Below are 14,168 nucleotides of genomic sequence, written 5' to 3'. Positions count from 1 at the left end.
ATCTCTTAGAACCGTCGAGTACTGACCAATTCTTCCAATATTCGGGTAGGAACACGGAACGGCACCGACATATGGTCCTCGCCCGTTTCGATCTGGAAGTCGACACGCAACCCGTACTGCGACAGATCCTGCAGCCGCAACTGGAGCGCACGTACATCCTGGATTTCCTGGGGCATTTCCCGATCACCAGCCCACATCGTCAGGCTACGGTGAATCAGGTTCAGCTGCCCGTCATGGGCCCGTTTGGTGAAGGCGCGCTCATGTTCCAGCAGATAGCGGTCGCGCCACCAGAGGCTCGGGCTGATCGCCACAACATGCTGGAACAATGCTGGGCGGGTAAACAGTGCGTAGATTCCAAACATGCCACCAAAGGAGTGTCCTACCAGGCTGCGCTGGTCCTGGTCGACCTTGAAGCGCTCGTCCACTTTAGGCATAAGGCGTTTTTCGATGAAATCAAGGAACAGATCCTGGCCACCTTGTGGGGGATCGTTACGCTCGGCGGGTTGAGGCGGCGACAGGTCGAAGGCCCGCCGTTTGAAGTCCAGCGGCGTATCGCTCGGATAGCCGATGCCCACGATTATTGTCGACTGCATGCGCTCCTGGGCACGCTTGGCGGCATGGAAGGCCGGGAAATAGGCGTTGCCGTCGAGCAGGTAGATCACTCGATAGCCGCCGGTGTAAGGCACCTCGCCCTCCGGCAGGCTGATCATGATGCGGTAGTCGCGCCCTTCGGCACTTTTCATCATCCACTGCTCGGTACCGTCCAGCGTCACCGGCTCGGCATGAGCGATATTCAAGCCGCTCAACAGCAAGGCACTCAGGATGATTGCTGCGCTTCGCAGCCAATCCACGGCAATCACCAGCTGTAACTCAGGCTGGTGACGACGCTGCGCGCTTCGCCGCGGTAGCAATAGCCGTCCTGACAGTTGATATAGCGCTTGTCGGTCAGGTTGCGTGAGTTCAGTGCCAGTCGCACGCCGTCCAGATCGCCTTCGAAGTCGTAATGCACGCCGGCATCAAACAATGTGTAGTCCTCGTTCTTCACGGTGTTGTCACCATTGCCATAGGTACTGCCGGTGTAGCGCGTACCGGCAGAGAAGCCTAATCCGAACGGTAAACGGTAATCCAGCCACAGCGACGCCAGGTGGCGCGGTACGTTTTTTGGCGCATTGCCTTCGTAATCCGTGTCTTTGGTGACCTCGGCATCATTGAAGCTGTAGCTGGCGGTCATGCGCAGGCTGTCAGTCAGGTCGGAAATCGCTTCCAGTTCGAGGCCTCGGGAAACCTGCTCGCCAGTCTGTACGCTGTACAGCGGGTTGACCAAATCGCGCGTCAGCACGTTGGTCTGCGTCAGATGATAGAGCGAAGCGGTCAGCATGGTGCTGCTGCCCGGCGGCTGGTACTTGAGCCCGATTTCGTACTGCTCACCCTCGGTCGGCTCGAAGCGTCCGCCACTGGCATCGGAGCCCGTCTCAGGCTGGAATGAAGTTGCATAGCTGACGTAAGGCGCCAGGCCGCTGTCGAAGAGATAGAGCGCGCCGACCTGTCCTGTAGTGGCTGAATCGCTGGTTTTGGTGGGTTCGATCTCACTGCCGAACTGATAGCCGTTGGAGCGCGCATGCACCCAGTCGCGGCGCAGTCCGGCGGACAGACGCCACCGGTCGATCTCGATTTGATCCTGCAGGTACACGCCGGCGCGATGTTCCAGTCCATCTCGGTCGACCAGCACATCGCCGGGACGCGCAACGGGCTGGTGGTAATCCGGCGCGTCTCGATCAATGGATGGTGCCTCACCACTGGCGTACAGCAGCGACGTATCGAGCCACGCATAATCCACCCCGCTGACCAGGGTGTGTTGCAGGTTGCCAGTGGCGAAGCGACTCACCAGGCGCGTATCGGTGGACAGCGAGGACATGTCCTCGTAGCTCCCCGCGGTCGCGCGATTGAGAATGTGACCATCCGTGACGCCCGTGATATCCAGATACTGATTGGTAGTATCCAGCTGCCCATATCGCAGGTTCTGCTGCAGGGTGAAGGCTTCATTGAAGGTGTGTTCGAACTCGTAACCGACCGACCACTTGCGCTGCTCAAGCTTGTCGAAGTACTCATCGCCCTGCCAGAAGTCAGTGAGGCGTTCGCCGTCCTGATACAACATTGGCGAGGCCGCAGTCTGCCGCTCCTGGTATTGGGCGAGCAGGGTCAGACTGGTGTCCGGATCGATCTGCCAACTCAGCGAAGGTGCCAACAGACGTGTGTCGTTGTCCATCTGCTCGATAGAGTACTGCGCATCGCGATAGACGCCGACGGCGCGGAAGAGCACATCGCCCGCTTCATCCAACTTGCCGCCCACATCGAACTGCCCCTGACGATGGTCGTAGCTGCCGGCCTGGATCTCCACTTCGTTTCTTGCCGAAAGACTTGGCCGCTTGCTTACCCGGTTCACCATCCCGCCCGGGCTGATTTGACCGTAAAGCACCGAAGCCGGGCCTTTGAGCACTTCAATGCGCTCGAGGCTATAGGCTTCGATGGAAGGCAAAGCAAGCCAGCCGCTGCCCGCTTGGCGCAAGCCGTCAAGGAAGTCGGCAGACTGCGTGGTCTCGAAACCCCTGACGTTGATGGTATCGAAGCGCGGATCAAGGCCTGAGCCACCGACCCGAACACCCGCGGCATAGGCGACGGCATCTTCGACCTTGTTCACCTTGCGGTCGCCTATCTGCTCGGCGGTCACCACGCTCACGCTCTGGGCAGTTTCCAGGATGGGCTTATCCGTCTTACTGGCGCTGCTGGCGTTAGAGGCGAAATATCCCTGCACCGGCGCGAAGGCGCTCTGTACCGCTGTGGCTTTGATGGTAATAGGCGCGAGCTGGAGACTGGCGTCAGACTCGACCAGCATTACCACATACCCGGACGGGGTCTTCTGCGCGCGCAGGCCGCTGCCGTCCAACAATGCCGTCAAGCCATCGTCCAGCGACCCGCCGCCTTCCACGCCCGGGCTGCGCAAACCGCGGACCAGCGCTGGAGAGTACGAAAGGGTAATGCCCGCACGCTCTGCAAAAGTGCTGAGCGCTTGCTCGAGAGGCCCGGCCGGAATGCCGGGGGCAACAGTAACGGAAGCCGGCGAGGCGGCTTGCAGCGTCGTACTGGCTGTTCCGCTGATCAAAGCCAGCGCCAAGTAAATCGCTGCGGATAGAGGACGGGGCGGATGAGGAATCGAGAGGGGGCTGGCACGACGCATGACGAGATCCATTGAAGGGCTGATATTCCCTAACCGGATGAGACGAAAAAGTCCGACAGATTATTTTCTGTTTCGCCTTTAAGCTCGAAGAGTGCTCAGGCGACCGGCACGACGCGCACCCACCAACGGGTGCGCTCGACAATCTGCACAGGCAGCAGGTGGGTGATGTTGCGCAGCATCAGATCGGGTTCATCCAGACGGAACACCCCAGACAGCCGTATCTCTGCCACCGCCGGGTCGCACCCCAGCCAACCTTGACGGTAGCGCCCCGCTTCGGTGAGAAAGTCGTCCAGACGGATATCGCTGGCCACGAGCAAGCCGCGCGTCCAGGCGAAGGGATCGATGGCCCCCCTGCCAAGCGGCGTCATCCCTCTCGTCGAAACGCTCAGCGCCTCGCCCGCGTGCATCACGCGGCGCCCTGACGCGGCCGTTACGAACACTTCGCCACGTTCGACCCGGATCTCGCTGAGACCATCACGCTCGCGCACGTGCATCCGGGCTTGCCGGCCTTCGCAACGGGCGAAACGGCAGAGAAGGCGCCACTCTTCGCCGTCAACCATGACCTCACCGGCTCGCAGGATGAGCTCATCGCCGCCATGGTCCAGAGCGCTGCCCGTGTTGAGCATTACTTCGGCGCCGTCGCCCAACTCCAACCGTCGACGCTCTCCGACGGACGTGACCAGGTCAGCGCGCCACCCAGGCATCACTGTCGGAGCCAATAGCGCCGCGCTGCCCGTCGCAATGCCAAGGCCCAGCAGCTTCACTGTGCGGCGTCGACCCAGATCAGCTTCGGCGTGCTGCAACAGCGGAATGGCATGGGCAGCAGCGGGCAACTGGGTGTCGTGGAACAGACTTTCCATCTGCTGCAAGCGTTGCCAGGCCAGCTGATGGCGCGTGTCGCGTTGCAACCAGTCGTCCAGTTGCTTCAGCAGCTTGGCGCTTTGCCCGTCAATGCGCAGCTGCATCTGCCACTCGATAGCGGCGCGGATGATGGCTTCTGGTAGCCGCTCGCTATCTGGCTTCACGTCCGTGGCTCGAAATACGCCCTATAGCAATGCAGCAGTGCGCTCGCCACATGCCGCTCGACGGTACGGCTCGACACGCCCAGTTCCAGCGCCACCTCATCGTGGTTCAGCCCACCGAGCTGGTAGAGCAGAAAGGCTTCACGCACTGCAGGTTTGAGGCCATCGAGCAGCTGCGCGATCCGCTCGAGACACTGCAACGCCTCATGGCGCACTTCGGGCGAAGGATGGCTCGACTCGGGTAGCTGCGTCAGCGCATCAAGGTAAGCGCGCTCCAGCGCATCACGACGCCAGTGATCGATCACCAATCCACGTGCAATTCGCACCAGCAAGGCACGGGGTGCGCGATCGCTGACCGGCTGGCCACGCACCAGCAATCGCAGGAAAGTATCCTGGGCCAGATCCGCTGCCTGGTGCGAACAACCGACCGACCGCCTCAACCAGCGATGCAGCCAACCATGATATGTGTCGTACAACACACCCAGGGGAACAACGGAATCCGCATCAGATAACGACAATTGCATCGGCTCGGCAGACAAGCGTGAAAAACGCCATGACTCAACATGACGACCGCCAGCACCTTAATCGCGAATCATTACCATTACAACTGCAGACATTGGCGCCCTTGGGTAGGGAGCCAATGATCGGCGCACAAGCGACCGCTGGGTCAGCGAGGCGAATTCACTCCACCGTTACCGACTTGGCAAGATTGCGTGGCTGGTCGACGTCCGTGCCTCGCAGTACCGCCACGTAGTAGGACAGAAGCTGCAGCGGCAGGGTATAGAGAATCGGCGCCAGCACGTCATGAATGTGCGGCATGCTGACGATGAAGGTCCCCTCGCCGTCCTCGATGCCCGCTTCGCGATCCGCAAACACGATCAGCTCGCCACCACGGGCGCGCACTTCTTGCAGGTTGGACTTGAGCTTTTCCAGTAGCTCATTGTTCGGTGCCACCGTAACCACCGGCATGTCTGCGTCGACCAGCGCCAGCGGGCCGTGCTTGAGTTCGCCAGCCGGATAGGCCTCGGCATGGATGTAGGAGATTTCCTTGAGCTTGAGCGCACCTTCCATCGCCACCGGGTATTGCGCACCGCGACCGAGGAACAGGGTGTGGTGCTTCTCGGCGAAGTGCTCGGATATTTTTTCTACCGTCGTATCCATCGCCAGAGCCTCTCCCAGACGGGTCGGCAGTCGACGCAATTCGTCCACCAGTTCGGCCTCCAGTGCCGGAGCCAGTGTGCCGCGAACCTGGCCAAGCGATAGTGTCAGCAACAGCAAACCTACCAGCTGGGTGGTAAAGGCCTTGGTGGAGGCTACGCCGATCTCGGGACCAGCCTGAGTGAGCAGCGTCAGATCGGACTCTCGCACCAACGAGCTTATGCCAACGTTGCAGATCGCCAGGCTCGCAAGGTAGCGCCCTTCCCCTTCGGTACGGGCCTTGGCATTGCGCAACGCTGCAAGGGAATCTGCGGTTTCACCGGATTGGGAAATGGTGACGAACAGGGTATCCGGCTGCACCACTACCTTGCGGTAGCGAAATTCGCTGGCGACCTCTACCTGACAGGGAATGCCAGCCAGTTCTTCCAGCCAATAACGGGCAACCATGCCCGCATGGTAGCTGGTGCCACAGGCCACGATCTGAACATTGCGCACCTTGGCGAAGAGTTCGGCCGCCTGCGGGCCGAAGGCCTGAACCAACACCTGGTGATCGCCCAGGCGGCCCTCGAGGGTGCGCTGGACGACCTTGGGCTGTTCATGGATTTCCTTGAGCATGAAGTGGCGATATTCACCCTTGTCCGCCGCTTCAGCGCCCTCGTGGTATTGCACGCTCTCGCGCTCCACTGCGTGGCCGCCAACATCCCAGATCTGCACGCTTTCACGACGGATCTCGGCGATGTCGCCCTCTTCCAGATACATGAAACGGTCGGTGACCTGGCGCAGCGCCAGCTGGTCGGACGCAAGAAAGTTCTCGCCCATACCAAGCCCGATCACCAGTGGGCTGCCGCTGCGGGCCGCAAGCAGGCGATCCGGCTGCTTGGCGTTGACGACGGCCAAACCGTAAGCACCGTGAAGCTCCTTCACCGCGGCCTTGAGCGCAACGGTCAAGTCGCCGCTCTCGCCAAGCTTGTGGTGCAGCAGATGGACGATGACCTCGGTATCGGTATCGGACGTGAATACGTACCCCATGCCCTTGAGCTGCTGACGCAAGGCCTCATGGTTCTCGATGATGCCGTTGTGCACCACGGCAAGATCGGCACCGGAAAAATGCGGGTGGGCGTTGCGTTCGCAGGGTGCGCCATGGGTGGCCCAGCGCGTGTGAGCAATGCCCAGGCGGCCGGTCAGCTGCTCGTCCTGCTGAGCCTGATCCAGCTCAGCGACTTTGCCTGAACGCCGCAGGCGCTGAAGCTGTCCGCTGGCATCCAGAACGGCAACACCCGCACTGTCGTACCCTCGGTACTCGAGGCGCTTGAGGCCTTCGAGCAGAATTGCAGTGATGTTGCGTTCGGCGACGGCGCCAACGATGCCACACATATTCAGGTCTCCTGATGGGTTTCGACGGCCGCACAGATCAACTTGATACCGCGGGCCTGAATGCTTGAACGCGCCTCGGCGGTGAGGCGGTCGTCCGTAATAAGGGTATGGATGTCGCTCCAGGGCAACTCCAGATTAGGGATGCGCCGACCTATCTTGTCGGACTCGGCGAGCACGATGACTTCCCGCGCCACTTCGGCCATGACCCGCGACAGGCCAAGCAGTTCGTTGAAGGTGGTAGTGCCACGCTGAAGGTCGATGCCGTCAGCGCCAATGAACAGCTGATCGAAATCATAGGAACGCAGCACCTGTTCCGCCACCTGTCCCTGAAATGACTCCGAATGCGGATCCCAGGTGCCGCCGGTCATCAGCAGCGTAGGTTCGTGCTCCAACTCGCGCAACGCATTGGCCACGCCCAGGGAATTGGTCATCACCAGCAGTCCGTGCTTACGGCCAAGCTCGGGAATCATTGCGGCGGTTGTGGTACCACTGTCGATGATGATGCGGGCGTGCTCACGGATGCAGCTCACAGCCGCTCGGGCGATCGCCTGCTTCCAGAGGGATACCGGTTGTACGCCGTCGCCAATCAATTCCTGCGGCAATGGCACGGCACCACCGTAACGTCGCAGCAACAAGCCGTTCTTCTCAAGCGCGGCGAGATCCTTGCGGATGGTCACTTCAGAAGTCTCAAAACGCCGCGACAACGCGTCAACGCTCACCTCTCCCTGCTCGGTCAGCAAGGCGAGAATGGCATGGCGGCGTTGCGGAGTATTGCGTTTCGACATGTTTAAGTTTCGATTCGAAAGAAAAGCTCGCGAATCAAAACCTAAACTTCGTTCTCAGTCAACCATCGGCCGCCATCAGACGCGGAAATAACCCATCAAGCTTTGCTGATGATTAGCCAACTGGTTGAGTGATTGGCTGACCCGCGCCGACTCCTCGGCCTGACCGGAAAGCGATTCGGTCACGTCGCGAATGCCTGCAACATTACGATTGATCTCCTCGGCGACGGCGCTCTGCTCTTCCGCCGCACTGGCGATCTGCAGGTTCATGTCGGAGATCACCGCTACCGCCTCGCCGATCTTCTTCAGTGCATCAACTGCATTGCCCACCTGATCGACACTGCCTTGGGCTTGATTGCGGCTGCCCTGCATAGCGGTCACCACATCGCGGGTGCCGCTCTGCAGACGCTCGATGACCTGCCGGATCTCTTCGATGGACTCCTGTGTCCGTCGTGCCAGGCCTCTCACCTCGTCAGCCACCACGGCAAAACCGCGACCGGCCTCACCTGCCCGCGCGGCCTCTATAGCGGCGTTGAGGGCCAGAAGGTTGGTTTGTTCGGCTATTCCGCGAATCACTTCAAGAACCGAACCGATCTGCTCGCTGCTGGCTGCCAGGCTTTCAACCTGCGTCATGGCGTGATTCAGCTCGTTGGCAAGACTGCCAATGCTGCGGGTGGTCTGATCGATCACGGCCAACCCCTCAAGGGTGGCCTGATCCACGTCTCGTGCAGCCCCTGCAGCTTGAGCGGCGTTGCGAGCGACATCCTGCGCGGTGGCACTCATTTCCTGCGAGGCTGTGGCGACCTGATCGACTTCGCGGAACTGCTGCTGCATGCCCGCACTGGTCTGACTGGCGATGGCGGCCGACTGGTCGGCACTGCTGCGCGCATCCTGCACCGAGCGTTTCACGTCGGCGATGGTCGGCTGCAGCTTGTCGAGAAAGCGGTTAAACCACCCGGCCAGGGCTCCGAGCTCGTCATCGCGGGTGTATTCAAGGCGACGGGTGAGATCGCCTTCGCCACTGGCAATATCCTTGAGCATGGCGGCGACGCCTTCGATGGGCCGGGTTACGCCGCGGGCGGTCAGCCACATCAGCCCCAGGCCCGCGAGCACCGCAGCAAGCCCGATGGCCAAGGCGATCATGCTGTCCTTGTGGCTCTGGGATTGGAGTGTCTGTTCCAGGCGGAAAGCCGGCCCGAGCAATACCTTGCGTGGTACTTCCAGCAGGATCGCCCAGGGGGCGAGTTCTGGTATCGCTTGCACTGGCTGAAGCACGCGCAGCATGTCGCCATCTTCAAGCATCGCCTGTTGACCCGCGCTGACGGCGCGGCCTATCGCCTCGCTTTCCGTACCGAAGGCGGCGCTCAACGGCTTGCCAAGCAGACCGGCATCTCGGCTGTAGCCACCCAGCAGTTTCGCAGGGCTGACTACGCTCAGGTGGCCCTCGCCTTGATACAGCTCCTGATGCGCCTGCTGGCTCAGTTTCTGCAGCGAAGCCAGGCTGATATCCACGCCCACCACACCGATAACCTTGCCGTTTTCCATTAGCGGGAAAGCGACGCTGGTCATCAGCAGTGGTTTGCCTTCAACCTCGTCGAAGTATGGATCAAGAAGGCAAACCCGGGCGCCGTCCCGTGGGCAACTGTACCAGGCGTTGTAAGGCGCACCGCTGATCCCGGGTGTGGTGTCGGCGAGGTCAGCCTCGTCCATGGTTTCGGCGCTTAGCTCGCCCGGGGTGCGCTGGGACCAATACAGTGAAAACCGGCCCGTATCGTTGCCACCCATCTCCGAGTTGCCGATAAACATGCCGTCCTTGTCATCCAGTGCGTCAGTCTCGAAAACTACGTAGATACCGATCAGATCCGGATTGGCCTGCAGCGCGTTTCTTGCCTGTCGGTGCAAGTCTTCACGCAGCTCGAAGGCGTTGGACATCCGCTCTATCGCTTGCTCACGTAGCGACAGCACCTGACGAGTGAAGCCGAGGCCATACTGGTAGGCATCATTGAACTGGCGTTCGATGCGCAGCGCCTGGGCCTGACCAAGCGCCTGCAGATTATCCCGCGCCGACTCCTCGAGCATCGATCCACTGGAGCTGCTGACAAGCGCTACGGTTTGCCGCGACTGATAGAGCGACGCACCGATGAGCAGGCAGACGATCAGCAGCAGGCAGAGGCCAGCCAGCAGGGTGAGTTTCCACTGGATGGATAGACGGATAACGGCGGGCATGGTCGCGTCCTTGTTCGATATGCCCATTAGATCGGCGTGAGATAGGATCTCTTGAGTGATGCCGGGACTAGCGGCGCATATCGAACACAGGACGCTCGAATCACAACTTACTTGGGTCGCTTTTGTGGTCGCTGCCATCCCTGGATCAACGCCTGGCGAGCACGTCCCAACGCCAGAGTGCCAGCCGGTACGTCAGCGGTAATCACGGAACCGGCGCCGGTGGTTGCGCCATCGCCCAGAGATACCGGCGCCACCAGCGAGCTGTTGGAGCCGATGAACACATTCTCGCCAATGACGGTGCGAGACTTATTGCCACCGTCATAGTTGCAGGTGATGGTTCCCGCGCCGATGTTGCTAAGCGCACCTATCTCCGCATCGCCCAGATACGCCAGGTGTCCTGCCTTTGCGCCCTCGCCGAGACGGGCGTTCTTAACTTCGACGAAATTGCCCACGTGGGCCTTAGCCCCCAGCACTGCACCGGGGCGCAGGCGCGCAAACGGCCCGCAGTCTGCCCCCTCGCCAAGCTCAGCACCCTCGAGATGACTGTTCGCTTTGACCACAGCTCCACGGCGAAGGGTGCTGTTGCTGATCACGCAATTAGGACCAATTTCGACGCCGTCCTCAATCACAACCTTGCCTTCGAAAATCACATTGACGTCAATGAGCACGTCACGCCCAACGGTGAGTTCTCCCCGCAGATCGAATCGTGCTGGATCGCGCAGCGTTACGCCCTGCGCCATCAGCCGGTGCGCGGCACGCAGCTGATAGTGCCGCTCGAGTTCGGCAAGCTGGATGCGATCATTGGCGCCCTGGACTTCCATAGAGTGCTGCGGTTGCTCGGTCGCAACGACCAGGCCGTCGCCCACCGCCATGGCAATCACGTCAGTCAGGTAGTACTCGCCCTGAGCATTGCTATTGGACAGCCGCCCCAGCCAGTCGCTTAGCCGGGCACCCGGAACAGCCAGAATTCCGGTATTGCCTTCGGCTATCAACCGCTGCTCGGGCGAAGCGTCCTTGTGTTCGACAATAGCCTGGACTACGTCGTGCTCATCACGCACGATCCGGCCATAGCCGGTGGGATCGGCCAGCTTCACGGTAAGAAGCGCAAGCTGTTCAGGGCCGACTTTTTCCAGGAGTCGCTCAAGCGTCTCCTGCTCGATCAGCGGCACATCACCGTAAAGAATCAACACACGCTCAGCCGTCAGCGCTGGAATGGCCTGCGCTACAGCATGACCGGTGCCAAGTTGTTCGGCTTGCACGACGAAATTCAGATCATCCGCGGCCAGCCGTTCACGAACGAGCTCAGCACCATGGCCGATCACCACATGGATGGCTTTGGGTTTCAGCCCCCGGGCCGTGTTGATGACGTGCCCAAGCATGGACTGTCCGGCAACGGGATGGAGAACCTTGGGCAGAGCGGAACGCATGCGCGTGCCCTGGCCGGCAGCGAGTATGACGATATCGAGAGACATGACGGGTCCTGAGCGGTTTCGAAGCAAGCCTGAGCGAGACGCTGTGATCGAAATACGGAAAAAGAAAAAGGGTAGCCAAGGCTACCCTTTTACTCGTTCGCGATGAAGTCGTTAGCGGATCAACCGCGGCCGTACTTCTTGCGCATCGCCTCGATGGTCCGCAGTTGTGCTGCAGCTTCGGCCAATCGGGCAGCAGCGGAGCCGTAATCAAACTCGGCGCCTTTCTCGTGTAGTGCCTTCTCGGCTGCCGTCACGGCAGCCTGTGCAGCCGCTTCGTCCAGATCCTTGGCGCGCGTCGCGGTGTCGGCCAGTACCTTCACCATGTTCGGCTGAACTTCGATGAAGCCGCCAGAAATGTAGAAGATGTCTTCAGCACCGCCCTGTTTGATCACACGCACCGGGCCGGGCTTGAGATCAGTCAGAAGCGGGGCGTGGCCCGGCAGAATACCCAGGTCACCCAGGTGACCGTGAGCAATAACCATCTCCACCAGCCCCGAGAACAGCTCTTCTTCCGCACTGACGATGTCGCAGTGGACTGTCATAGCCATACTTATGCCTCGGTAATGAGCTCTGCCGATAGCGATTGCTGGCAGCAGAGCTTATTGGCGCCCGCAAGCGGGCGCGCCAGTTACAGTTTCTTGGCTTTCTCGATGGCTTCGTCGATCCCGCCAACCATGTAGAACGCCTGCTCTGGCAGGTGATCGTAATCACCGTTGAGAATGCCGGCAAAACCACGGATGGTTTCTTTCAGCGAAACATACTTGCCAGGCGAACCTGTGAAGACTTCAGCCACGAAGAACGGCTGGGACAGGAAGCGCTGGATCTTACGAGCACGAGATACCAGCTGCTTGTCAGATTCGGACAGCTCGTCCATGCCGAGGATCGCGATGATGTCCTTCAGTTCTTTGTAGCGCTGCAACACGTACTGAACGCCGCGAGCGGTGTCGTAGTGCTCCTGGCCGATCACGTTGGCATCCAGCTGACGCGAAGTGGAGTCGAGCGGATCAACCGCCGGGTAGATACCCAGGGATGCGATATCACGCGACAGAACCACGGTAGCATCGAGGTGGGCAAAGGTTGTGGCCGGCGACGGGTCGGTCAAGTCGTCCGCAGGAACGTAAACGGCCTGAACGGAAGTGATCGAACCGCTCTTGGTAGAGGTGATACGCTCCTGCAGAACGCCCATTTCCTCAGCCAACGTCGGCTGATAACCCACCGCAGACGGCATACGGCCCAGCAGTGCGGATACTTCGGTACCGGCCAGGGTGTAACGGTAGATGTTATCGACGAACAGCAGAACGTCCTTGCCTTCGTCACGGAACTTCTCGGCCATGGTCAGGCCAGTCAGTGCTACACGCAGGCGGTTTCCTGGAGGCTCGTTCATCTGGCCGTAGACCAGAGCAACCTTGTCCAGAACGTTGGAGTCCTTCATCTCGTGATAGAAGTCGTTACCTTCACGAGTCCGCTCACCCACACCAGCGAACACGGAATAACCACTGTGCTCCATGGCGATGTTACGGATCAGCTCCATCATGTTCACGGTCTTGCCGACACCGGCACCACCGAACAGACCGACCTTACCGCCTTTGGCGAACGGGCAGACCAGGTCGATAACCTTGATGCCGGTTTCCAGCAGCTCATTGCCACCAGCCTGCTCGGAGTAGCTCGGAGCGGCGCGGTGAATACCCCAGCGCTCTTCCTCGCCAATCGGACCGGCTTCGTCGATGGGGTTGCCCAGCACGTCCATGATCCGACCCAGCGTGGCGGTGCCCACTGGAACGGAAATGGCAGCGCCAGTGTTGCTGACGTCCAGGCCACGCTTGAGGCCTTCGGTCGAGCCCATGGCGATGGTCCGAACAATGCCGTCGCCCAGCTGCTGCTGGACTTCCAGGGTGGTTTCGGCGCCAGTGACTTTCAGCGCGTCATAGATGTTCGGTACCACATCGCGCGGAAATTCCACGTCGATAACGGCGCCGATGATTTGAACGATACGTCCGCTACTCATGTTTGGTTCCTCTGAATATTTGAACCGTTCTTAAACCGCGGCAGCGCCGCCGACGATTTCCGAAATTTCCTGGGTGATCGCAGCCTGACGGGCCTTGTTGTAGACCAGTTGCAGGTCGCTGATCAGGTCACCAGCATTGTCGGTTGCGTTCTTCATGGCGATCATCCGGGCGGCTTGTTCAGCTGCACCGTTCTCGACCACGGCCTGGTAAACCTGAGATTCGATGTAGCGAACCAGCAACGCATCCAGCAACAAGCGAGCGTCGGGTTCGTACAGGTAGTCCCATTGACCTTTCGGCGCGGTCTGATCGTCACTCGCGGCCAACGGTAGCAACTGCGCTACGGTTGGCTTCTGCGTCATGGTGTTGATGAACTTGTTCGACACCAGGTAAAGACGGTCCAGACGGCCCTGGTCGAAGGCATCCAGCATGACTTTTACGCTGCCGATCAGGTCATTGATCGACGGCTCTTCGCCAAGCCCGCTGACTGCCGCGACCACATTGCCGCCAAAGCTGCGGAAGAAACTTGCGCCCTTGTTACCGATCACGCAGAGGTCGGCCTCGACTTTGCTGTCGTGCCACTCCTTCATGCTCTTGATCAACGCCTTGAACAGGTTAGTGTTCAAGCCGCCGCACAGGCCACGATCAGATGAAACGACGATGTAGCCGACACGCTTGACCGGACGCTCAACCATGAACGGATGACGGTACTCCGGGTTGGTATTGGCCAGATGGCCGATAACCTGCTGGATCCGCTCCGCATAGGGACGGCTGGCAGCCATGCGCATCTGTGCCTTGCGCATCTTGCTGACCGCCACCTTTTCCATGGCGCTGGTGATCTTCTGCGTGCTTTTGATGCTCGCAATCTTGCTGCGAATCTCTTTTGCGCCTGCCAT

11 protein-coding genes are annotated in these 14,168 nt (G+C 60.2%); all 11 read right to left on the bottom strand.

Annotated elements, in window-relative coordinates:
* Nucleotides 1-5: 5 nt before the first annotated feature.
* Nucleotides 6-851: an alpha/beta hydrolase gene (locus NA619_RS20500; protein WP_255963663.1), complete on the bottom strand. Its 846-nt coding sequence runs from the start codon at nt 849-851 to the stop codon at nt 6-8.
* Nucleotides 852-856: 5 nt separating this feature from the next.
* Nucleotides 857-3,235, bottom strand: coding sequence for a TonB-dependent siderophore receptor (locus tag NA619_RS20495; RefSeq protein WP_255963662.1), 2,379 nt, complete (start codon nt 3,233-3,235; stop codon nt 857-859).
* Nucleotides 3,236-3,330: 95 nt separating this feature from the next.
* Nucleotides 3,331-4,260, bottom strand: coding sequence for a DUF4880 domain-containing protein (locus tag NA619_RS20490; RefSeq protein ID WP_255963661.1), 930 nt, complete (start codon nt 4,258-4,260; stop codon nt 3,331-3,333).
* Nucleotides 4,257-4,781, bottom strand: a complete 525-nt coding sequence (locus tag NA619_RS20485) for a sigma-70 family RNA polymerase sigma factor (protein ID WP_255963660.1) — start codon at nt 4,779-4,781, stop codon at nt 4,257-4,259. Before NA619_RS20485 ends, NA619_RS20490 begins: the two co-directional genes overlap by 4 nt.
* Nucleotides 4,782-4,938: 157 nt before the next feature.
* Nucleotides 4,939-6,789, bottom strand: a complete 1,851-nt coding sequence (gene glmS / locus NA619_RS20480; protein ID WP_255963659.1) for a glutamine--fructose-6-phosphate transaminase (isomerizing) — start codon at nt 6,787-6,789, stop codon at nt 4,939-4,941.
* A 2-nt stretch (nt 6,790-6,791) separates the two neighbouring features.
* Nucleotides 6,792-7,574: a DeoR/GlpR family DNA-binding transcription regulator gene (locus tag NA619_RS20475; RefSeq protein WP_255963658.1), complete on the bottom strand. Its 783-nt coding sequence runs from the start codon at nt 7,572-7,574 to the stop codon at nt 6,792-6,794.
* A 75-nt stretch (nt 7,575-7,649) separates the two neighbouring features.
* A complete protein-coding gene (locus NA619_RS20470; RefSeq protein WP_255963657.1) occupies nt 7,650-9,797 on the bottom strand; it encodes a methyl-accepting chemotaxis protein in 2,148 nt (715 codons plus the stop codon).
* A gap of 107 nt (nt 9,798-9,904) precedes the next feature.
* Entirely contained in the window at nt 9,905-11,269 is a 1,365-nt protein-coding gene (gene glmU / locus NA619_RS20465) for a bifunctional UDP-N-acetylglucosamine diphosphorylase/glucosamine-1-phosphate N-acetyltransferase GlmU (protein ID WP_255963656.1), read from the bottom strand.
* 119 nt (nt 11,270-11,388) lie between these two features.
* Nucleotides 11,389-11,817: a F0F1 ATP synthase subunit epsilon gene (locus NA619_RS20460; RefSeq protein WP_255963655.1), complete on the bottom strand. Its 429-nt coding sequence runs from the start codon at nt 11,815-11,817 to the stop codon at nt 11,389-11,391.
* A gap of 80 nt (nt 11,818-11,897) precedes the next feature.
* Nucleotides 11,898-13,274 carry a F0F1 ATP synthase subunit beta gene (gene atpD / locus NA619_RS20455; protein ID WP_255963654.1) on the bottom strand — a complete coding sequence of 459 codons (1,377 nt, stop codon included), beginning with the start codon at nt 13,272-13,274 and terminating at the stop codon, nt 11,898-11,900.
* A 30-nt stretch (nt 13,275-13,304) separates the two neighbouring features.
* Nucleotides 13,305-14,168 (bottom strand): F0F1 ATP synthase subunit gamma, encoded by an 864-nt coding sequence (atpG, locus tag NA619_RS20450; protein WP_255963653.1) that lies wholly within the window; start codon nt 14,166-14,168, stop codon nt 13,305-13,307.

Origin of the sequence: Stutzerimonas stutzeri (assembly GCF_024448895.1) — a bacterium.
GTDB lineage: Bacteria > Pseudomonadota > Gammaproteobacteria > Pseudomonadales > Pseudomonadaceae > Stutzerimonas > Stutzerimonas stutzeri_Q.
Note: the sequence above shows the minus strand (reverse complement) of the source record. Positions and strands in the feature narration are given on the sequence as shown.

Coding starts and splice junctions, on each gene's coding strand:
- NA619_RS20495 (WP_255963662.1), bottom strand. CDS start 3,235: ATGCGTCGTGCCAGCCCCCTCTCGATTCCTCATCCGCCCCGTCCTCTA.
- NA619_RS20485 (WP_255963660.1), bottom strand. CDS start 4,781: ATGCAATTGTCGTTATCTGATGCGGATTCCGTTGTTCCCCTGGGTGTG.
- glmS (WP_255963659.1), bottom strand. CDS start 6,789: ATGTGTGGCATCGTTGGCGCCGTCGCCGAACGCAACATCACTGCAATT.
- NA619_RS20475 (WP_255963658.1), bottom strand. CDS start 7,574: ATGTCGAAACGCAATACTCCGCAACGCCGCCATGCCATTCTCGCCTTG.
- NA619_RS20470 (WP_255963657.1), bottom strand. CDS start 9,797: ATGCCCGCCGTTATCCGTCTATCCATCCAGTGGAAACTCACCCTGCTG.
- glmU (WP_255963656.1), bottom strand. CDS start 11,269: ATGTCTCTCGATATCGTCATACTCGCTGCCGGCCAGGGCACGCGCATG.
- NA619_RS20460 (WP_255963655.1), bottom strand. CDS start 11,817: ATGGCTATGACAGTCCACTGCGACATCGTCAGTGCGGAAGAAGAGCTG.
- atpD (WP_255963654.1), bottom strand. CDS start 13,274: ATGAGTAGCGGACGTATCGTTCAAATCATCGGCGCCGTTATCGACGTG.
- atpG (WP_255963653.1), bottom strand. CDS start 14,168: ATGGCAGGCGCAAAAGAGATTCGCAGCAAGATTGCGAGCATCAAAAGC.